At 64.5% G+C, this 20,484-nt stretch carries 15 protein-coding genes; 10 read left to right on the top strand and 5 right to left on the bottom strand.

The features are described 5' to 3' along the window. Position 1 precedes the first annotated feature (1 nt). Both C7T96_RS20485 and trxC read right to left on the bottom strand, forming a co-directional pair. A complete protein-coding gene (locus C7T96_RS20485; RefSeq protein ID WP_106573125.1) occupies positions 2–1,249 on the bottom strand; it encodes an MgtC/SapB family protein in 1,248 nt (415 codons plus the stop codon). 8 nt (positions 1,250–1,257) lie between these two features. Beyond that, positions 1,258–1,701, bottom strand: a complete 444-nt coding sequence (trxC, locus tag C7T96_RS20480) for a thioredoxin TrxC (protein ID WP_106573124.1) — start codon at positions 1,699–1,701, stop codon at positions 1,258–1,260. Between the two features lie 480 nt (positions 1,702–2,181). Between trxC and C7T96_RS20475 the strand changes: the two genes are divergently transcribed. The 6 genes from C7T96_RS20475 (at position 2,182) to C7T96_RS20450 (ending at position 11,539) form a co-directional block, all read left to right on the top strand. Continuing rightward, complete coding sequence (locus C7T96_RS20475; RefSeq protein ID WP_106573123.1) at positions 2,182–3,324, top strand: exonuclease SbcCD subunit D; 1,143 nt, start codon at positions 2,182–2,184, stop codon at positions 3,322–3,324. A gap of 590 nt (positions 3,325–3,914) precedes the next feature. Then, entirely contained in the window at positions 3,915–6,395 is a 2,481-nt protein-coding gene (locus C7T96_RS20470; protein ID WP_348627265.1) for an SMC family ATPase, read from the top strand. Between the two features lie 315 nt (positions 6,396–6,710). After that, complete coding sequence (locus C7T96_RS20465) at positions 6,711–8,369, top strand: sulfatase-like hydrolase/transferase (protein WP_106573121.1); 1,659 nt, start codon at positions 6,711–6,713, stop codon at positions 8,367–8,369. 80 nt (positions 8,370–8,449) lie between these two features. Further along, positions 8,450–9,478 (top strand): TRAP transporter substrate-binding protein DctP, encoded by a 1,029-nt coding sequence (gene dctP / locus C7T96_RS20460; RefSeq protein ID WP_106573120.1) that lies wholly within the window; start codon positions 8,450–8,452, stop codon positions 9,476–9,478. A 229-nt stretch (positions 9,479–9,707) separates the two neighbouring features. Continuing rightward, on the top strand, positions 9,708–10,247 hold the full coding sequence (locus C7T96_RS20455) for a TRAP transporter small permease (protein WP_158264433.1): 540 nt from the start codon (positions 9,708–9,710) through the stop codon (positions 10,245–10,247). Next, positions 10,244–11,539, top strand: a complete 1,296-nt coding sequence (locus C7T96_RS20450) for a TRAP transporter large permease (protein ID WP_106573118.1) — start codon at positions 10,244–10,246, stop codon at positions 11,537–11,539. The genes C7T96_RS20455 and C7T96_RS20450 overlap by 4 nt, the downstream gene beginning before the upstream one ends. 45 nt (positions 11,540–11,584) lie before the next feature. Here the strand turns inward: C7T96_RS20450 and C7T96_RS20445 are convergent, their stop codons facing one another. From C7T96_RS20445 to C7T96_RS20435, 3 genes are all read right to left on the bottom strand, one after another. After that, positions 11,585–12,745, bottom strand: a complete 1,161-nt coding sequence (locus C7T96_RS20445; RefSeq protein WP_106573117.1) for a CaiB/BaiF CoA-transferase family protein — start codon at positions 12,743–12,745, stop codon at positions 11,585–11,587. Between the two features lie 288 nt (positions 12,746–13,033). Further along, the gene (locus C7T96_RS20440; protein ID WP_245414192.1) at positions 13,034–13,981 is read right to left on the bottom strand and encodes a LysR family transcriptional regulator; all 948 of its coding nucleotides are present in this window, start codon (positions 13,979–13,981) and stop codon (positions 13,034–13,036) included. Positions 13,982–14,071: 90 nt separating this feature from the next. Further along, positions 14,072–15,043 (bottom strand): LysR substrate-binding domain-containing protein, encoded by a 972-nt coding sequence (locus tag C7T96_RS20435; RefSeq protein ID WP_106573116.1) that lies wholly within the window; start codon positions 15,041–15,043, stop codon positions 14,072–14,074. A gap of 144 nt (positions 15,044–15,187) precedes the next feature. On the opposite strand from C7T96_RS20435, the gene torT reads away from it, so the two are divergent. From torT to C7T96_RS20415, 4 genes are read left to right on the top strand one after another with little or no spacing between them, the layout of a single operon-like run. Next, on the top strand, positions 15,188–16,252 hold the full coding sequence (gene torT / locus C7T96_RS20430) for a TMAO reductase system periplasmic protein TorT (RefSeq protein WP_106573115.1): 1,065 nt from the start codon (positions 15,188–15,190) through the stop codon (positions 16,250–16,252). A 35-nt stretch (positions 16,253–16,287) separates the two neighbouring features. Beyond that, positions 16,288–17,832, top strand: coding sequence for a sugar ABC transporter ATP-binding protein (locus C7T96_RS20425; RefSeq protein ID WP_106573114.1), 1,545 nt, complete (start codon positions 16,288–16,290; stop codon positions 17,830–17,832). Between the two features lie 13 nt (positions 17,833–17,845). Further along, on the top strand, positions 17,846–18,853 hold the full coding sequence (locus tag C7T96_RS20420) for an ABC transporter permease (protein ID WP_158264432.1): 1,008 nt from the start codon (positions 17,846–17,848) through the stop codon (positions 18,851–18,853). Between the two features lie 58 nt (positions 18,854–18,911). After that, a complete protein-coding gene (locus C7T96_RS20415; protein WP_199190532.1) occupies positions 18,912–20,453 on the top strand; it encodes a 4-hydroxyphenylacetate 3-hydroxylase N-terminal domain-containing protein in 1,542 nt (513 codons plus the stop codon). Positions 20,454–20,484: the final 31 nt, after the last annotated feature.

The raw sequence follows: 20,484 nt of genomic DNA, 5'->3' as shown, positions 1-20,484 counted from the left end.
CCTATACCGGCATGAGGCGATAGACGCCGTAACCCACCACCAAGGCCAGGAGGGTAAAGCCGGCGAGGGCAAGGGAGAAGCGGGGCGGCGCGACTGCGGCTGCCAGTGCCACGCGGGTAATGGCATTGGCTGCCAGCGCAGCCAACACCGCCTGTCCCGCAACCGTGGCGTCGATCGAACCTCCCACCAGGCGGATCGCGCCGAGTACGGCCACGTCGACGTCAAGCGCGCCGGAAAGCGAGGAGGTGGCAACGAGACCGCTGATGCCGGAAATTTTGGAGAGAGCCGCGCCCGCGGTCGCCACCATTCCGAAGAACAGGGCAAACAGCAACAGCGGCGCCAGGTCGAATGGATTGCGTGCCGGCGCATCGCCCATCTTGCCGCCTTTGCGGAACAGCAGCATGCCGCAGGCGCCGAAGCTCAGCGCCGCCGCCAGCGCCGGTGCGGCGACTGTCGGAAAGACGCTGGGCTCGATCAGCGTGATCACCAGCGCCACGCGCAGGATGGAAACCATCGCCGCGAGCGAGGCGGCACCGGCCAGCGGCATCGGCCTGGCGCCGTCCTTGGCCGCGCTGCGTGCGATTGCGACCGTCATTGCCGTGGAGGAAACGACCGCGCCGGCCAGTGTGCTGACGAGAAGGCCGCGGGCTTCGCCGAACAGGCGTATGGCGATGTAGCCGAGGAAGGAAATAGCCGCGACAAGGACGGTGAAGAGCCAGATTTCCCAAAGGTTCAGACCGCCCCACGGATCGATCGTCCTGTTGGGAAGAAGCGGCAGGACGACCGCCGTCATGACCGCGAGGATGAGCGCGGAGCGCAGTTCGATCCAGGTCAGTCGCCGCAAGAGCCCGTGCAGCACCTCACGGCTGGCAAGCACGCCGGCAAGCGCCGCGCCGCCCGCCGCCGCGGCGCGATAATCGCCCGCAACCGCAAGGGCCCCCAGGGCGAAGACGCCGAGCCCGGCGACGACACTGGTGACGCTGTAGTCCTCGTCGTGAACCGATTCGCGGGCCTTGTACCATGCAAGGATGAAGGCAAAGCCGACGAAGCCGGCGACGAGGACGGCGTTCGAGCCCGACGCCGCGGACAAGGCGGCGAAGACGCCGCCCAAGAGGCCGAAAATCCCGAAAGTGCGGATTCCCGCGGTGCGGCTGTGGTCCGGCGCGTCGCGTTCCCGCCAGCCCCGTTCCAGCCCGACCAGAAGGCCGATGGCAAGGGCCAGTCCAAATTTCGCGATCAGGGGATCCATCGAACCGCTCAGGCGGCCGGCGACAGCCGGTCGTGGACCCAGCGCACGATCTGGGCGGTGGACATGGCGCCGGAGGTGCGGGCCACTTCCCGCCCGCCGCGGAACAGGATCATGGTGGGAATGCCGCGGATGCCGAGTTTCGCCGCCACCGCCTGCTCCGCGTCGGAATTAAGCTTGATCAGCCGCACCCGCGGCTCCAGCTCGGACGCGGCCGCCTCATAGGCGGGCGCCATCATCTTGCACGGTCCGCACCAGGGCGCCCAGACGTCGACCAGCACGGGGATGGTGCCGCGGGTGAGCTGGCGCTCGAAGACATCTGCGCTCACGTCCATCGGACGGGCAGTGAAAAGCCTTGTCCCGCACTTGCCGCATTTCGCTTCAAGCGCCGGTCGCGAACCGGGCACGCGGTTCACCCCGCCGCATTCGCTGCACACGACGAGTTTCTCGCTCATTGCGAGGCTCCTCCTCTGCCTGAGATGAGTGACGCAAACCCATCATAACGGGCGCTGGTCGTCTTGGCGCCGAACTGCGCGGCAACGCCGCCGGGTTCGCGGGCGGCATCGTCGACAACGGCGAATGATACCCCGTCGTGCCCTGACATGGTTTGATCCTGGTCAACGGCAGCGTATCAAAGCGCTACGGCAGGTGTCTCTCCGCTCCGCTCGGGCAGGTCCGTGACGGGATGCCGGGGCTGAACTCGGCGCGAGAGTGCGGTAGACACGCAAATCCGACGCGGCGTGAGCCGTCGTTGGGCCGAAGCGTTCGCGCAGAGGCTTGCGTTCGCCGGTCCGCGCCGCGCGCGGCAGCGGTCGGGAAAACCGGGCGTTCCCGCAGCGTATGTTTGAGGCTATCGATGGCCGCGGCCTTGTCGTGGCGCTCCGTCTCCGGTGTATCCAAAAAACTATGCGTTCAGAAACAGGTCTTTTTCGAACATGAGGATTTTGCACACTGCCGACCTGCATCTCGGGCGCCAGTTCAACGGGATCGCGCTCGATACCGATTGCGCGGCCGTCCTCGACCAGATCGTGTCGGCGGTCATTGCCCGTCAAGCCGATGTGCTTGTTATCGCGGGCGATATCTTCGATCGTGCGTCCCCGCCCGCGTCGGCGGTTCGTCAGCTTAACGGGTTCCTGTCCCGCGTCGCCTCCGAGACCGAGGCGGCCGTTGTCATGATCGCCGGCAACCACGATTCGGGGGATCGGATCGCGGCGATGTCGATCATGACCGACACCCGGCGAGCCCTGATACGCGGGCCGATCAGTTCGGACGAAAGACCGCTCGTGCTGGCGGACGCGCACGGTCCCGTGGCCTTTTCCGCTTTGCCCTTCGCCCATGAATACGCGGCGCGCGCATGTTTTGCCGACGAGAGCCTGCAGTCGCCTCAGGATGTCCTCGCCGCCCAGCTCGCCTGCGCGCGGCGGCATCTTCCCGATGGCGCGCGCTGGGTGGTCGTTGCCCATGCCTTCGTTGCCGGCGCATGGGGGAGCGACAGCGAACGGCCTTTGACGCGGGTCGGCGGGATCGAGACCGTCGATCCCGGAATTTTCGAGGGCGCCCACTACGTGGCGCTCGGGCATCTGCATCGACCGCAGGCGGTCGGCGCGCCCCACATACGCTATTCGGGCGCGCCGCTCGCCTTCGGGTTCGACGAAACCGATTGCGCCAAGTCGATGAGCCTGGTCGAGCTCGATGCGGCGGGCCGGGCGACAGTCGAGGTGATCCCGTTCGAACCGCGGCGTCGTGTGCGCGTTCTGCGGGGAAAACACGCCGAACTCCTCCAGGCGGAACCGTCGGAGGATTTCGTCAAGCTCGTGCTCACCGATGACGTGCCGGTTATCGACGCGATGAAACGCATTCGCCAGGTATTTCCCAACGCCTGCGAACTCGCCTACGAGCACCGGCAGCGCGCACCGGAGCTGAAATCGCTCGCGGGACGCTCTGTCGCGGTTGCGGATCCGGTCGACATCATCGGCGATTTTCTCGAACACGTCCGGGATGACCGGCTGTCGAAGCGCGAACGGGAGGTCGTGGCCTCGGCTCTCGGCCGGCTTGGCGAAAAGGAGCAGCGCGAATGAGACCGGTCCGGCTCACCCTGCAGGCGTTCGGCCCCTATCCGCAGCGGGTCGTCATCGATTTCCGTGATGCGGTCGAGGCCGGACTGTTCGGCATTTACGGCCAGACCGGATCGGGAAAATCGACCATTTTCAGCGCCATGACCTTCGCGCTCTTCGGGGAACCGGCGAACGCCGAGCAGGACGCCCCGTCGCTGCGCTCGGATCATGCCGATCCCGATGTTCAGACCGAGGTCGAATTCGTGTTCGACGTCGGCGATCGGCGCTACGTCGTTGTACGGCGCCCGGACCAGATGCGCCCCAAGGCGCGCGGCGACGGCGAGACGCGCAGCGCGCACGAGGCCTATCTTTTCGATGCGACCGGGATGGCGCCCGACGCGATAACCGACGCGCAACGCGGCAGGATCGTCGCCGAAAAGAAGGTGCGCGAGGTTGATACCGCGATCGCGGAGATGCTCGGCTACGGGGCGCAGCAATTCCGGCAGATCGTCCTTTTGCCGCAGGGACGTTTCGAGAAATTCCTGTCGGCCAAAACGAGGGAGCGCCTGGAGATCCTGCGCGAGCTTTTCGACGTCTCGCGCTACGAGGCGCTGATGGCCGATCTCAAATTCGAGGCCGACGCGGCCGAACGGCATGTTCAGGAGGAACGCGCCTTGTGTGCCCGGCAGTTGTCGGCGGAGGGGTTCGAGAGCGCCGATGCGCTGATTGCCGGCATCGCGGCGGCGGAAACACGCTTAGCCGAGTTCCTGCAAGCCGAAAAGATCGCGCAATCCAGGGCGCAGGCGGCCGAGAAGGCGGTGCGGCAGGCCGAGACCGTCGAGGAGAAGTTCGTGGCGGCCGAAAAGACCCGGCGGCAGCTTGCGGAACTGGAGACGCGCAGGCAGGACATCGAAGCCCGTGCCGAGCAAGTTCGGCAAGCCGAACGCGCGCGTTCGCTGCTCGACGCGGAAGCCCGCGTCAGCGAGGCCGCCTGCGAGGTCGGCGACGCCGAAGCGGCGGTTGAAAAGGCGCGCGCGGCGGCCGAGCAGGCCACACAGAGCGCCGAGGCTGCCGCCACGACGCTGCGGAAAGAGGAAGAACGTGCCACCGAACAAGACGCCCTGCGCCGGAAGAAGGACGAACTGGAACGGTTCGGACAGGTCTTCGAAGCGGCCGCAGGTATCGAGCAGGCGGTCGAGACTGCGCTGGCGGCGCAGCGCGCGGCCGGTGCCGCGTTCGAGGATGCCAATGCGCGGCTGACGGAAGCGCGCGCAATCCGCGCTGCCAAAGGCGAAGCCCTGAAAGCCGCGCGCGAAGCGGAGGCGCGGCGTGCCGACATCGCCGGCCGGCGCGCAACCCTGGCCGCGCGGCACGTCCTCGCCGAGACCTGGGCGAAGGCCAAGCAGGATGTTCATGTGGCACAGGCCGAGCTCGAACGGCAGACGCGCGTTGCGGATGCGGCTTGCGAACGCGCCGGGAACGCGCGTTCGCTTTTGGAGGCGGCCGAGCAAAACCTTGCTGCCGCGCAGGCGCTGCACCTGGCCACCAAGCTGAAGGCCGGGTCGCCCTGTCCGGTGTGCGGGGCGCGCGAGCATCCCAACCCCGCGACAGGCGATCTCGACAATGCGGGTCGCGACACGAGGTTCCGGGAGGCCAGGAATGCCTGGCAGGCGGCCGATCTGGAGTCCCGCCAGACGGCCGAAACGCTGGCCGGACTGCAGGCCAGGCTCGCCGACCGCACGCAGCGGCTGTCCGGTCTGGCCCGGCCCGAGGAGACCGCAGAAGCCCTGGGCGCGACGATCGCGGGTCAGGACAAGGCCCTCGCGGCGCTGGGTCCGCAAATCGATATCGTCGCGGCAGAGGCGGAAATCGAAGGCTTGGATGTGCGGATCGCCAAACTGGAACGGGACCGAGACCAGTCGCGCGATCGCTTCGAGGAATGCCGCAACGAAGCGACACAGGCCACGACCGCGCGTGCTGCCAAGCTGGCGGAAGTGCCGGAGGACCTGAGAAACACCGCGGCACTCGCTGCCGCTCTGACGACGATATCGCGGTTGCTGGAGGAGCGCGTCGCGGCCAAGGCCGCGGCGGATCAGGCGTTGAGAACCGCGCGCGAAACGGCTCTCGGCGCCGCCAAGGACCGCGAGAACGCCGACAAGGCTCTCGCGGCCTGCCGGGAACGCCATCGGAACGCGAAGCAAACGTTCCACACCCGCCTTCGCGGGCTCGGCCTTGGCGAGGAAGCCTTCCAGGCTCTCAAGCCGGCCATCGAGACGCTGGAGTCGGACCGGGAGGCCGTCGAGGTGTTTTGGCGCGCGCACAAGAGCGCCGAGGACGCGGCGAGGACGGCAGCGTCCGCCGTTGCGGGCACGGCCCGACCTGACCTGGAGGCGCTGCGGCAAGCGCATGCCGCCATGCTGGAGGCGCTGGGCCGGGCGACGGAGGAGCGCGTCGGAGCGAAAAACCGTGTCGAGCATCTGACGAGGCTCAAGACCGGGCTGGACGATACGCTGCGCCGGCTCGACGAGGCCGAGGCCGCCTCCGGTCCCCTGCGCGGACTGGCTGCGCTCGTGAACGGGCACAACACGCAGCGATTGACCCTGGAGACCTTCGCGATCGGCGCCATGTTCGATCAGGTGCTGGAAGCGGCCAATCTGCGGCTCGGCCCGATGACCGCCGGCCGCTACCGGATGGAACGCGATCTGGTCGGGACGGGCCGCGGCAGTCGCGGCCTGGGTATCCAGGTGTTCGATATTCACACCGGCAAGTCGCGGGCCACGAACACGTTGTCGGGCGGCGAGACGTTCATCGCGGCGCTTGCGCTTGCGCTGGGGCTTGCCGACGTGGTTGAAGGCGCCAGCGGAAAGGTGCGGCTCGACACGATCTTCATCGACGAGGGGTTCGGAAGCCTGGACACGGAGAACGGGTCGGGCACGCTCGACCAGGTTCTTCATGTCCTGAACGCCCTTGTCCGACAGAACCGCGCCGTGGGACTGATCTCCCATGTGCCGCTCGTTCAAGAAGCGATCCCCAACGGGTTCTATGTCCGCAAAGGCCTTGCGGGTAGCCGCGTGGAAGAACGACAGCCGACCTGAGCGCGCCGCGCCGGCTCGCACGGCGCGCGAAAAATGGTCCGTCGCCCCTTCACCGCCCTGTCGCTCTGCCGACAATCGTGGAACGCTTGATCAGGAGGTGTTGGTATAAACTAATGGTAATGTTTTCCTCCGTTTAATGTAAGTTGACTTATTCCTTGATCAGCCTATCAATTTTGTAAGCGCACCAAGAAGAGGGCGCAGCGGGATCACAACCCGATCTGGGGTCGGCATTCCACGGCGACGATAGCAACCAGATTTCCTGGACGAAGGGCTTGGCGCTTCCGTCGAGGCGGCTGGTCGAAAAGAGTGAGCAGAATGCCCGCAAAGAACATTCTTTTCGTGATGTACGATCAGTTGCGCTTCGACTATCTGGGCTGCGCAGGCCATCCCCACCTGAAAACGCCGAACTTCGATCGCGTCGCCCGAAAAGGTGTCCGGTTCACGCATGCCTATGCCCAGTCGACGATCTGCGGCAGTTCGCGCATGTCCTTTTATACCGGGCGTTATGTGCATTCGCATGGCGCTGCCTGGAACGAATTTCCGCTGCGTGTGGGCGAGATGACGCTGGGGGATCATCTGCGCAAGCAGGGAATGGAATGCTGGCTGATCGGCAAGACCCACATGCGCCCGGACAGCGAGGGGCTTGCGCGGCTGGGGATCGAGGTCGACAGCGTGATCGGCGCCCGTCAGGCCGAATGCGGGTTCGATGTTTTCGTGCGCGAAGACGGCCTCATCGCGCAGGGGCCGGAGGGCTTCTACAGCGACCAGCAGCCCTATAACGACTATCTTCGCGCCAAAGGCTACGAGGGCGAAAACCCTTGGGCCGATTTTGCCAATGCGGGTTTCGAGGATGGCATGACGGCCAGCGGCTGGTTCATGCGCAACGCCGCCAAGCCGGCAAATATCAAAGAAAAGGACAGCGAGACCCCTTGGCTGACGCGAGAAGCGATCGCCTTCATGGAGGGCGCGCGCCAAAAGGGCGGCAAGCCGTGGTGCGCGCATCTTTCCTACATCAAGCCGCACTGGCCCTATATCGTTCCGGCGCCCTATCACGACCTCTACGGCCCCGAACACGTCGTTGATCCGGTGCGCTCGGAGGCGGAGCGCGACAATCCCCATCCGCTTTTCAAGGCCTTCCAGCAGCAAGGATTTTCGCAGGCGTTCTCGCGCGACGAAGTTCGCCAGGCGGTCGTGCCCGCCTATATGGGGCTGATTGCGCAATGCGACACCGAGCTGGGGCGCATACTCGACTATCTCGCCGAAACCGGACAGGACCGCGACACGGTCATCGTCCTGACGTCCGACCATGGCGATTATCTGGGCGACCACTGGCTCGGCGAAAAGGACATGTTCCACGACTGCTCCGTTCGGATTCCGATGATCGTCTACGACCCGTCGCCGGAGGCGGATGCGACGCGCGGGACGAGCTGCGATGCGTTGATCGAGGCGATCGATCTCGTCGCCACCTTCATCGAGATCGCCGGCGGAAAGGTCCCGGCGCATATCGTCGAGGGGCGTTCCTTGCTGCCCTTGCTTCACGGTGAAATCCCCGACGACTGGCGCCGGTTCGCCATCAGCGAATACAACTACGCACAGCAGCCCGTGCGCACGCGTCTGGGGGTAAGCCAGAAAGATGCGCATATGTTCATGGTGGTCGACCATGACTGGAAACTGATCCACGCCGAGGGCGGTTTCCGCCCGATGCTCTTCGATCTCAAAAACGACCCGGGCGAGCTTGTCGATCTGGGCGCCGACCCGGACAAGGCCGACATCGTCGCCATGATGTATGAGCGGCTCGCGCGGTGGGCGCGACGCGACGCGCAGCGCGTCACGATGCCGGACGATCTGGTCGAGGCGCGTTTCGCCGAAGGGCCGCGGAAAAAGGGCATCCTGCTCGGACTCTTCGACGAAGACGAGGCGCCGGAGGAATACCGATCCTTCTACGTCAAGCCGATTTCGGCCAAGGCGGGCTGAGTTGTCCGCCGCATCGCCCGTCGAAACCCGGTTCTAGGCCATCGACACCAACCCCAAAACCAAAAGAAAGGGAACGAAAGATGATCGGGGAGAAACTCAAGACGTCACTTGCGGTCTTCACATTGGCAATGGCCACTTTGAATGTGTCGGCGGCGGCCGCGGAAACGAAGTTGTTGTTCTCGACCTTTTTTCCGATGACCCATCCGCTGGTCGCCGACGTTCTCAAGCCCTGGGCCGATGCGGTGGAGGAGGAGACCAAGGGCGAGGTCGTCATCGAATTTTCCGCTGCAAGTCTCGCGCCGCCTCCCGAGCAGTTGGATATGGTGCAGAACGGGGTCGCCGACATTACGGTGCAATATTCGTCCGTGGTGCCCAACCGGCTCACCTCGCTGATGATGACGGAGTTGCCGAACCCGCACAAGACGACGGACGCGACGTCGGTGGCGCTGTGGCGAACCTACGAGAAGTACTTTTCCGCGGCCGACGAGATGAAGGGCGTGAAGCTGCTGTCGCTGTTCACGCTCGCGCCGCAGGCGTTGTTCAGCCTGAGCGAAACGCCGCCGCAGAGCGTGGAAGAACTCAAGGCGCTGAAACTCGCCACGACGCCCGGCATGGCGGCGACCGCCTGGGGCTCGATCACGCCCGGTGTCGTGGCCGGGCCTGCGTTCAGATATTTCGAAGTCGTGTCCAAGGGCATGGTGGATGCCTATGTGGCCTTCACCCCGATCGAGGTCATCAGCTTCAACCTGTCGCGCTATACGAAATCGATCGCGGGGCTGGGCGAACTGACGACGGCCGGCAGCTTCGCACTGGTGATGAATGAACGCGCCTGGCGCCGCCTGTCCGAGGAAAATCGTGCCGCGCTCGAATCGCTGTCGGGCGAGGCGTTTTCGCGCAGGCTCGCAGCCGTGGAAGCGGCAAACAACCGGGTGATCGAGGACCTGAAGAAGGACGGGGTGGTCTTTTCGACGATTTCCGACGAGTTCTCGGCCGATCTCGGCGAAGCGTTCCAGTTTCTCCAGGAGGACTGGATCCAGAAGGTTTCGGACAAGGGCATCGATGGCGCTGCGGCGATCGAATATTATCGCGATCTCCTGAAGTCCCTGTGACCGGCCGTTGACATCCAGCGGTCTCGATGGAGGGGCAGACCGATCGCGCCCCTCCTGCGGTGGTCGTCGACCTCCGATTGGCCGCCTGAACGCAACGCACTCCGTCAAGCATGTCCCCTCAACGCTAAGGCGACGTCATGTCTCTACCTCTCGATCCTCGATGCGATATCTTCCGGCACTATCGCGGCCGGCGCGCACGGCCCGGGATGCCGGCGGGATGCGCGGTGTCATGAGTTCGCCGATGCCGTTTTCCTTCGCGCGCAAGGCACAGAGCCTGGCGCGTCTGCTCCTGATCGGTTCGGGTGGATGCCTGCTGATCATGATCGCCATTACCGTGATCGATGTGATCGGGCGTTATGTCTTCCACCGGTCCTTGCCGGGAGCGGTGGAGCTGGTCAGTTTTTTGCTCGCCGTCGCCGTGTCGCTGTCGCTTCCCGCAGTGACCCTGCGCCGTGGCCATATCATGCTGACCCTGTTCGAAGGGCCGCCGACCAGCCTGCGCGAACGGATCAGGATGGTCGTCGTTTCGCTGGTGTCGGCCGTGGTGGCGGGCGTGCTGGCGGTGTTGATGTGGCGACACGCGACGGAGGCGGCCGAATTCGAGGATGTGATCGGCTATCTCGAACTCCCGGTCGCGCCGATCGTCTATGTCTTCTCCCTCACGAGCGGTGCCATGGCCGCAATCTTCCTGGCAGCGACGCTGCGCGCCTTGGGCAACGGTGAGGCCGTCGACGCCGAGGCCGAACCTGCCGGGGAGACGCCGGCATGACCGCTTCCCTCATCGGGTTCGCAGCCCTTTTTGTACTCAGTTTCATCGGCGTTCCCCTTGCCGTCGCGCTGTTGCTCGTAGGAACGGTCGGATTTGCCTATTTTCGCGGCTGGGAGGCCTCCAGCGCCGTCGTCGGCACGCAGCTCACCGACGCGATTTCGAGCTACGGCTTTTCGGTCATTCCGTTGTTTGTGCTGATGGGCGCCTTCATCTATCGCGCCGGGCTGGCGGGTGATCTTTTCGCGGCGGCGCGCGCGTGGCTCGGACATTATCGCGGAGGGATCGCCCACGCCACGATCGGCGCCAGCGGTGCGTTCTCGGCCGTCTCGGGCAGCTCGGTCGCCACCGCCGCCACGATCTCGCGCGTGTCGCTGCCCGAACTCAAGCGCTACGGCTATCGCGACAGCTTTGCCTGCGCAGCGGTCGCGGCGGGCGGTACGCTGGGTATCCTGATTCCGCCGAGCGTGCCGCTGGTCCTGTACGGGATCATCACCGAAAACGACATCGCCGCGCTTTTCATGGCGGCTTTGGTCCCTGGCCTCATGCTGGCGCTGCTTTACATGCTCGCCGCCTGGCTGATGGTATATTTCCGTCCCGACATGGGCCGCCCGGCGGAAGCCTTGCCGATGCGCGACAAGGCCCGGAGCCTGAAAAAGACCTGGATGGTCGCCGCACTGTTCCTGCTTGTGCTGGGGGGCATGTATTCCGGCGTCTTCACACCCACCGAAGCCGCAGGCTGCGGCGCGGCGGGCGCGCTGGTGATGATGGCGATCCGCGGTTGCGCAAACCGCACCCAGATTGGAGAGGCGCTGGTCGACACGATGATGACCACCGGCTCGCTGCTTCTGGTCATGGGGGCCGCGCTTGTCTTCAACAATTTCCTCACCATCGCCGGGCTGACGGCGCAACTCGTGCAATGGATCCAGGCGCTGAACGTTCCGCCGGTCGGCGTGATCGTCGGCATCTGCGTGATCTATATCCTGCTCGGCTGCGTTTTCGACAGTCTTGCCGCGATGGTGCTGACGGTTCCGGTGTTCACGCCGCTGGTGGTGGGGCTCGGCTACGATCCCATCTGGTTCGGCGTGATCGTCGCGCTGGTGGTGGAACTCGGCCTGATCACGCCGCCACTGGGCATGAACGTGTTCATCGTCCAACGTCTGGCGCCCGGCCGGGTGACGATCTGGCAGGTCTTCGGGGCGATGACGATTTTCGTGGCGGCGAACTTGGTTGCCGTCGTCTTGCTGATATTGTTCCCGCCGCTGGCGACGTTCTTGCCGGATATCCTGAACTGAACCGGCACGGCGGTCGGCCGTTGCAAAAACGGCCCCGCCGGCCGGTCAATCCCGGCGCGGCTCGACGTTGGCGCCACGCCGCGTCGGCGCGAATTCCTCGCCCACCTGCCTGGTATGGGCACCCAGGGCCGGCACGGGCCCGAAATAGGGCACCTTCCCGTCGACGACGGCGCCCGGCGCCAGAAGACGGACCGGGCCGGTGGGGGTTTCGGCCTCGACGTAGCGGTTCTGCGGATGCCGGACCAGGTCTTCCATCGCGTTGACCAGGCCGCTGGCAATGCCGGCCTGGCGCAGCAGGTCCGAAAGCGCGTGCGCGCCATGACGGGAGAAAACGCCTTCGATGATCTCGTTCAAGGCGGCCCGGTTGGCGACCCGGTTGGAATTGGTGTCGAAACGAGGGTCGATGGCCAGTTCCGGCCACTCCAGCACGGTTTCGCAGAACTTCGCCCATTCGCGCTCGTTCTGGATCGAGAACAGGACTTCCTTCCCGTCGACGCCGGCATAGGCGCCGTAAGGTGCGATCGTGGGATGGTTCAGGCCGTTTCTGTCCGGCGATTTGCCGCCATAGGCATATTGCAGGTAAGGCACGTTCATCCAGTCGGCCAGGGCGTGGAACAGGCTGACGGAGATGTGGCGTCCCTTGCCGGTGCGGTGGCGGGCGATCAGCGCCTGCAGCACCGCCTGGTGCGCCGTCATCCCGCAGGCAATGTCACAGACCGAAACGCCGACCCTGGCCGGGCCCGCCTGGTTGCCGGTAATCGACGAAAGTCCGCTTTCGGCCTGAACCAGGAGGTCGTAGGCCTTGCGCTGCCTGTAGGGGCCTTCTTCGCCGTAACCGGAAATGGAGACGGTGATCAGGCGCGGGTTTTCGGCCCGCAGCCGTTCGGGCGCGAAACCCAGACGGTCGATCGCCCCCGGCGCCAGGTTCTGTATGAAGACGTCCGCTTTTTGCACCACGGCTTCCAGAACGGCCTTGTCCGCCTCGTTGCGCAGGTCGAGGCAAACCGATTCCTTGCCCCTGTTGAGCCAGACGAAATAGGCGCTTTCGCCATGGACGAGATGGTCGTACTCGCGCGCGAAATCACCCTCGGGACGTTCGACCTTGATCACTCTCGCGCCGGCTTCGGCCAAACGGCCCGACAGGTACGGCGCCGCGACGGCTTGCTCGATTGAGACGACCAGAAGGCCCTCCAGATCACCCGACATGGCAAGGCTCCCGTTTTGTTCGATGTGTCGGGCTTTCTGACACGGCGCGGGCCGAACCGGGATATAGGTTTAAACGGGCGCGACCATCGAAAAAACCTATGCCGTCGCGCGAATGAGAACATGGCCGTGGGCACGACCCGGCCGTCAGAGCGGCGGCTATTTGAGGTGTCTCAGGCGAAGTGGAAGCCGGTTCGCCGTTCAAAGGCGCTTTGGAAGATTGAATCACTGCCGGTCCGCGAAACCGTGAAAAAGCAAAAACGGCGTCCAAAGGCTGCGCGCGCTGCGGGCTCAGCCCGTGTCCCCGACAAGTTCGCCTTCCCAGATATCGCGCCGGACCATCTCGCGGGCGACATCGAGCGTAAGCGCCTCGACGGACGCGCATGCGCGGGTTTGTATCCGGGCCGGATTGCGGACCAGATAGACGGGGCGCGCGATGACGGGTCTCACGATCGGCGCCTTCAGCAGGCGGCCGGCTTCGACGAAGTCTTGACAGGCGGCCGGGGCGAAGATCGAGTAGCCGGAGCCGCGCGCGACCAGTTCCTTGATCTGCGTCATCGCGTCCAGCTCCGTCATGATGCACAGCGAGACGCCACTTTCGGCCGCCGCGTCCTCGACGACGCTGCGCAGGCCGTGTGGCTCTCCGGGTAGGACGAGCTCAATTCTCTCGAGATCGCGCAAGCGCACCGGTGTTCCGGGCGCCGTCTTGAGCGGCCAGGCATCCGGCGCGGAAAAGAAATAAAGTCGCTCGTCGAGGACGTGCGTGGCGCTGAAATGGTCGACCCCGTTTAGGTCGTAGAGAAAGCCGATATCGACCGTCTCGTCGTCGATCCATGTCTTGATGAAGCCGCTCATCGCCTCGCTGACCCGGAGCCTGACGTCGGGAAGCTCGACGCGTATCGTTTCAGCCAGCGGCACCGACATCACCATCGACACCGAGGACGGCATGCCGAAACGCACATGGCCGCGTATATGGGTGGACAGTTCGCGCATCTCGAAGACGCAGCGCTCGAGCCTGCTGCAGATTTCCGATGCGTGGCGCAGCAGCACCTCTCCTTCGGGCGTCAAAACGGATCCGCGCGACGAGCGTTCGACCAGCCTGACATCCAACTCCCGCTCCATGTTGAGCAGATGTTGGGACAGCGAGGGTTGCGCGATGCGCAGTCTTTGCGCCGCGGCCGACAGGGACCGGGCCTCGGCGATCGCCATGAAATATCGAAGCTGACGAATGTCCATCATGGCATGTCCGGGCTTGGCCGGGCGCGCGGACCTACCCGCCCGTCTGCCGCGTCGATCGCAACGGAGAACCTTGCGGCGGGTGACGGCCGTTCAGCCACCGGTCGCGTTCCGGCCGGATCGGGGGGCCGGGCCGAGGCCACGGCATACCTCCCGCAATATTTCGAGGACGAGCTGATGGGATTCCGAATAGCGGCGATCGGCAAGCCATATCAGGCCCAGGCGCAATTGAACGTCGGGAACCGGGATGGGCAGGATGGTGACGACTCCCAGCCGCTCGAAATACTGCCCCAGGGAATTGGAAACGAAACCGATCGAGTCCGTATGCTGGATCGCTCCGACGACCACCATCGTGGAAACGGTCTCCACCCGCCGTGCCTCGATAGTCACGTCCTCGGCGGCGAGAAAGGCGTCGATCGGCAAGCGGGTGGTCGCCGAGGACGGGGGTAGGATCAGGGGAAACTGCGCCACGTCCTCCCACGATAGTCTTTTGACGCGTTCCAGGGGATGTCCCCTGCGGACAGCGACGGCGAGCGGATCCTCGATCAGGAGTTCGCTGCGAAATTCGGCCGACATCGGCGCGTTCGGCAGCAGGCCCAGAACGAAATCAGCATCCCCCGCGCGAAGCGACGGCAACAGGCGGTCCATCGTCCCTTCCGTGATGCGGATATTGGTGGAGGAGGCGATGCTTTCCAGCCGGGCGATGAATTGGGGAATGATCACGACGGAGGCGGTGGGCAGGACGCCGAGGGAGATGCGGCTGACGCGGTTCTCGGCGATCTCGCGGAGTTGGGTCTGCGCTTCGCTCAGTTGCCCGAGAATGTCGCGCGCGTGGCGGATCAGGCTCGCTCCCAGCATCGTCGGTTCCATGCCGCGGTTCGTGCGGTGGAACAGTTTGAGGCCGAGGCCGGCTTCCAGGCCCGACAGTGTCTTCGATACCGCAGGCTGGGTCACGTTGAGATAGGCCGCGACGCGCTTGACGTTGCGATAATCGTCCAGGGCCACGAGGATGCGCATGTGGCGGAAGTTCATGTGATCGCGAAAGAATCGCTCGATTGCCAGCATTTAAGGTCCTCCCAGTCCCCGGCCATACTGATATGAGATATTCGTAATGTTATTCCGATTTTAATGTCAATTGACTTATCCCTATCGCTGTCGAAAAATCTCTCATCAATAGTGATGAGGGGGAGACGACATATGACTTTATCGATGGCACTTCGCGCAGGCCTGCTTGCTCCGATGATCGCGGTCGCGGGGCCGGCTCTTGCCGAGGCCGACTGGTATCCGCTTGCGGTGGACGCGACCGATCGCGACGGAAATACCGAGCGCGTCGATTATGTGCCGCTCAGCGCCTCCGAGACCGCAAGCCGCCCCTGGCAGCTTTGCGTGTCGGTTCCGCACATGAAGGATGCCTTCTTCGTCGCCGCCAATTACGGCATGGTGGAAGAGGCCAAGCTGCTGGGCGTCAACGTCCAGACGATGGATGCCGGCGGTTATACGCGGCTCGCCAATCAGATCAGCCAGATTGAGAACTGCGTCGCCGGCGGCGCGGATGCGGTACTGATGGTGGCGATCGCCGCGGAGGGCGTGAACAATCTGCTCGCCACGCTCGAGCAGAGGGGCATTCCCGTCATCGACATCGTGAACGGTGTCGACAGCGACAAGGTCGCGGCGCGGGTGCTGACCAGTCCCTATGCCGAGGGGCTGCGCGCGGGCCAGTATCTGGCCGAAAAACATCCCGCCGGCGGCGAGCCGGCCAAGATCGCCTGGCTGCCCGGTCCGGCTGGCGCGGGTTTCGTCACCGCCTTCGACACCGGTTTCAAGAAGGGAATAGAGGGCAGCGCCGTCGAGATCGTCGAAACCAAGCACGGCGACGTCGGCAAGGAGGTTCAGGCGCGGCTGGTCGAAGACATTCTGCAGACCCATGACGACGTCGACTACATCGTCGGGACGGCTGTCATGGCCGAAGCGGCGGTTCCTCTGTTGAAGGCGCGAGGCATCGCCGACACGGTGAAGCTGGTCTCGGTTTATATGCTGCCCGGCGTGTACGAATATCTCAAGACGGGCGACGTCGAGGCGGCCGGCGTGGCGCCGATCACGCTGACGGGCCGCATCATGCTGGACCAGGCCGTTCGCGTGCTGGAAGGCAAGCAGGAGCATTTCAACATCGGGACGCTCGGCGCTGTCTACACCAAGGAGAGCGTCGACGAGATGAACCGCGATGAGGTGATGGCGCCGCGCGGCTACCGGCCAGTCTTCAATCTGTCCCAGTAACGGCATCCCGGAAGCGAGATTCGGGAGGCGTGGGAATGAGTATCGCGTTGCAGGAGCCGATTGCCCCGGCCGCCTCGGTTCAGGCGGGGCCCGCGGTGATTGGCGTCCGTGAAATCACGAGACGGTACGGGCGCAACGTCGCGCTCGCTCCGGTCACGCTCGATTTCCGGGCCGGCGAAGCGCATGTTCTGTTCGGCGAGAACGGCGCGGGCAAGTCGACGCTGATCTCGCTGCTGGCGGGCGCGAATGCGCCCAGCGGCGGCGAGATCGTCGTCCGCGGCAAGGTCGCCCGGTTCGGTTCCGTCGCCGAGGCCCGCGCCCACGGCGTGCGTGCGGTGTTCCAGGAGTTTTCGCTCATTCCGCACCAGACGGTGGCCGAGAACATCATCCTGGGGGAGGAGCCGACCAACCGTTTCGGCCTGCTGGCCAAGCAGGCCGCCGTCGAGGAAGCGCAGGCCCTGATCGACAGTCTGGGCTTCGACCTGAACCCCAGGTCGCGCGTCGTTTCGCTGACACGTGGCAAGCAGCAGATGGTGGAGATATGCAAGGCGCTGAGACGGCCGCCCGAACTGCTGATCCTCGATGAACCGACGGCATCGTTGTCGGAGCATGATGCGCAGGCGCTGCTCAAGCTGGTCCTGCGCCTGAAGGCCGAAGGCACCGCCATCATCTACGTCACCCACCGCATCCACGAAATACCGATCGTCGGCGATCGGGTCACGGTCCTGCGCGACGGCAGGCACATCGACACGGTTCCGGCGGATACGTGCGAAGACGACCTCATCGGGCTGATGACCGGCCGACAGATGGCGAAGATCTATCCGACGCCACGAGCCGATCTCGGCGCGGTGCGCCTGAGCCTCGATGCCGTTACCACTGTCCCGAGGCGAGGCCAGGTCCAGGTTCAGGATGCGGGGCTTGAGGTGCGAGCCGGCGAGATCGTGGGCGTTGCCGGGCTGGTGGGGTGCGGCAAGGGGGAGCTTGCACAAGCGTGTTTCGGCCTCCATCGCTTGCGCTCGGGGACGATAACCGTCGATGGCCGGCCCGTGAAACAGGGCGATCCTGCGGATGCGATCCGCAACGGGCTCTGGATGACGCCCTCGGACCGGCGCCATGACGGTTTGTCGATGGGACGCAGCGCCCGCGAGAACATATCGCTGTCATCCTACAGTTTCGGGCCTCTGCGCGGCCGCTGGATCAAGACCGACCAGGAGAACCGTCTCCTGACGGAGATCTCCCGGCTGGTCGATTTCGAACCCGCCAAGCTTGATGACCCCGTCGAGAGCCTGTCGGGCGGTAACCAGCAGAAGGTGCTGCTGGCCAAGGCCATGGTGCAAGACATTTCCGTCTACGTCTTCGACGAACCCACTGTCGGCGTGGACATCGGTGCGTGCCTGTCGATCTACAACGCGCTTTCCAAGCTGAGCGAGCGCGGCGCCGCCATCCTGATCGCGTCGTCGAACCTTCCCGAACTGATGGGCTTGGCGCATCGGATCAAGGTCATGAGCAATGGCCGCTTCGTCGCGGAATTCGCGCGGGACGAATACGACGAACACAAGATTCTGGAACAATTCTTTTGAAGGCGGGGTAGACGTGAACACTTTGGATGTACCGAACGACGCCGGCTCCCGTCCGGCAACAAGCGCTGCACTTGCCTGGCTCGTGCAGAACCGGCAATCCGCCACCTTGCCGGTCATGTTTCTGCTCGTTTTCGTGATCTTTTCGCTGCAGGCGCCGAACTTTCTGACCGTCGACAATCTGACAAATGTGGCGCGACAGTCGGTCTATCTGCTGATCGTGTCGCTCGGACAGTTCATCGTCATCGTCAATGGCGGGCTGGACCTGTCGGTCGGCAGCACCGTGTCTCTGACGTCTGTCGTGGGGGCGCTGGTGATGGCGGCGGTCTATGCCGCCTTTCCCGAATTCCAGCTTTTGGCGTTGCTGGCCGGTGTCGGCACCGCGGTGGCGATCGGCGTGGGGGCCGGCCTTGTCAACGGTCTGGGCATCAGCGTGCTGCGCATTCCTCCCTTCATGATGACGCTCGGCATGGGCTCGGTTTTGTTCGGCGTCACCCTTTTGGTTTCCGGCGGCATGCCGATCTACGGGCTCCCGCCGATGCTTGGAGAGTGGTTCGGGTTCGGCCGTGTGCTGGGATTCCCGATCGCCGCCGTCGTGGCGCTGGTTCTGGTGGCGCTCGTCTACGTGCTGATGGAGTGGACGCGTTTCGGCCGCCAGCTCTACGCGGCCGGGGGCAACGCGAAGGCCGCCGCCTTGTCGGGGGTGAACACGGTTCGCGTCACGATCGCCGCCTTTACGCTGGCAAGTCTGCTGGCGGCCCTGTCGGGGCTGTTGCTGACGGCCCGGCTTGGCACCGGCGAGGCCAATGTGGGCACCTCGCTGCCGCTTGAATCGATCGCGGCCTGCGTGATTTCGGGCGTCGCCCTGGCCGGTGGGCGCGGCCGCACGCTGGCCGTGCTCCTGGGAACGCTGCTTATCATGCTTGTGCAGAACGGGCTGAACCTTATGCAGGTCGGGGCCTATGCCCAAACGATGGCGACGGGCGCCATCCTGATATTCGCCATGGCTATCGCCAGACATTGAGCGAAGACCGCTACGGGCGAACCGGCGGTGCCGAGCAAAAAGATTGAAGGAGGACCGAATGAACGTGCAAGCCAGCCATATCCGAACCGAATTCCTGCCGATGACCGGCAAGGAGTATTTGGAAAGCCTGAATGACGGTCGGGAGGTTTGGATCTACGGCAAGAAGATCAAGAATATCGCCGAGCATCCTGCGTTTCGCAACGCCGCGCGCATGATCGCGCGCTTCTACGATGCCTTGCACGACGACAAGCGTCGGGACATCCTGACCTGTCCGACCGAGTGGGGTGGGCGTACGCATCGCTATTTCCGCGCTCCGAAATCCGTTGGCGAGCAGATTGCGGCGCGCGACGCCGTGGCCGAGACGCAGCGCATCTCCTATGGCTGGATGGGGCGCTCGCCCGACTACAAGGGCTCCTTTCTCGCCACGCTCGGCGCCAATTTCCAGTACTACAAGGGCTATGAAAACAACGCGCTGCGCTGGTACCGCAAGGCGCAGGAGCGCACCTGGTACATCAACCACGCGATCATGAATCCGCCGGTCGACCGCAACGCAAAAAGCGCCGACCAGTCGGATGTGTATGTGCGGGTCGAAAAGGAGACCGACGCGGGCCTGTATGTCAGCGGGGCCAAGGTCGTGGCGACGGCCTCCGCCCTGACCAACTACACTTTCGTGGCGCATGCCGGGCAGATTCCGATCAAGGACGCCGCGTTCACGCCGGTGTTCATCGTTCCTACAGGCGCGCCGGGCGTCAAGATGGTGTCCCGGGCTTCGAACGAACATCGCGCCGCCGTGCTGGGCAGCCCGTTCGACTATCCGCTTTCCAGCCGCATGGACGAGAACGACGCGATCCTCATCCTGGATAACGTCTTCGTGCCCTGGGAAGACGTCTTCATGTACGGCGATCCGGAGCTGTCCAACGACTTTGCCCCGGGTTCCGGTTTCAACGCGCGGGCGGCGATGCACGGCTGCACCCGGCTCGGGGTCAAGCTCGACTTCATCACCGGCGCGCTGAAGAAGGCGCTGGACATCAACGGCACCTCCGCCTTCCACGGGATCCAGTCGCGTCTGGGCGAGGTCATCGCGTGGCGCAACACGATGTGGGGCCTGAGCGATGCCATGGCCAAGTCCAACGTCGAGTGGAACGGGATGGTGCAGCCGGATTCGCGCTTCGGAACCGCGTATCGCACGATCAGCCAGATTGCCTATCCGGCGATCAAGAACATCATCGAGGCGAGCGTGGCGTCGGGCCTGATCTATCTCAACAGCCATGCCGACGACTTCAAGAGCGAGGAGCTGCGGCCGCATCTGGACCGCTATCTGCGCGGTACCGGGGGCGTCGAGGCGATTGAGCGCATCAAGCTCATGAAGCTGTTGTGGGACTGCGTCGGCACCGAATTCGGCGGCCGCAGCGAACTCTACGAGATCAACTATCTCGGGTCGAACGATCTGACGCGCCTGCAGAACTATTGGGAAAGCCTGAGCCTCGGCGAAATGGAGAAGATGACCTCGATGGTCGACGAGTGCATGTCCGAATACGACCTCGACGGCTGGACGGTGCCCGATCTGATCAACAACGACGATGTCAGCGTCCTGAAGTGAGTGCCGGGGGCGAAGCGCCCCGAACCCAAAT

Source organism: Nitratireductor sp. StC3 (genome assembly GCF_003015025.1).
GTDB classification, from domain to species: Bacteria; Pseudomonadota; Alphaproteobacteria; order Rhizobiales; family Rhizobiaceae; genus Mangrovimarina; species Mangrovimarina alexandrii.
This window is presented reverse-complemented; position numbering and strand designations above follow the sequence as displayed.

Excerpts from the sequence above, each read along its gene's own strand:
- C7T96_RS20485 (WP_106573125.1), bottom strand. The coding sequence starts at position 1,249 with ATGGATCCCCTGATCGCGAAATTTGGACTGGCCCTTGCCATCGGCCTT.
- C7T96_RS20435 (WP_106573116.1), bottom strand. The coding sequence starts at position 15,043 with ATGCTGGCAATCGAGCGATTCTTTCGCGATCACATGAACTTCCGCCAC.
- dctP (WP_106573120.1), top strand. The coding sequence starts at position 8,450 with ATGATCGGGGAGAAACTCAAGACGTCACTTGCGGTCTTCACATTGGCA.
- C7T96_RS20450 (WP_106573118.1), top strand. The coding sequence starts at position 10,244 with ATGACCGCTTCCCTCATCGGGTTCGCAGCCCTTTTTGTACTCAGTTTC.
- C7T96_RS20475 (WP_106573123.1), top strand. The coding sequence starts at position 2,182 with ATGAGGATTTTGCACACTGCCGACCTGCATCTCGGGCGCCAGTTCAAC.
- C7T96_RS20465 (WP_106573121.1), top strand. The coding sequence starts at position 6,711 with ATGCCCGCAAAGAACATTCTTTTCGTGATGTACGATCAGTTGCGCTTC.
- C7T96_RS20445 (WP_106573117.1), bottom strand. The coding sequence starts at position 12,745 with ATGTCGGGTGATCTGGAGGGCCTTCTGGTCGTCTCAATCGAGCAAGCC.
- C7T96_RS20440 (WP_245414192.1), bottom strand. The coding sequence starts at position 13,981 with ATGATGGACATTCGTCAGCTTCGATATTTCATGGCGATCGCCGAGGCC.
- torT (WP_106573115.1), top strand. The coding sequence starts at position 15,188 with ATGGCACTTCGCGCAGGCCTGCTTGCTCCGATGATCGCGGTCGCGGGG.
- C7T96_RS20455 (WP_158264433.1), top strand. The coding sequence starts at position 9,708 with ATGAGTTCGCCGATGCCGTTTTCCTTCGCGCGCAAGGCACAGAGCCTG.
- trxC (WP_106573124.1), bottom strand. The coding sequence starts at position 1,701 with ATGAGCGAGAAACTCGTCGTGTGCAGCGAATGCGGCGGGGTGAACCGC.
- C7T96_RS20415 (WP_199190532.1), top strand. The coding sequence starts at position 18,912 with ATGAACGTGCAAGCCAGCCATATCCGAACCGAATTCCTGCCGATGACC.
- C7T96_RS20425 (WP_106573114.1), top strand. The coding sequence starts at position 16,288 with ATGAGTATCGCGTTGCAGGAGCCGATTGCCCCGGCCGCCTCGGTTCAG.
- C7T96_RS20470 (WP_348627265.1), top strand. The coding sequence starts at position 3,915 with ATGGCCGATCTCAAATTCGAGGCCGACGCGGCCGAACGGCATGTTCAG.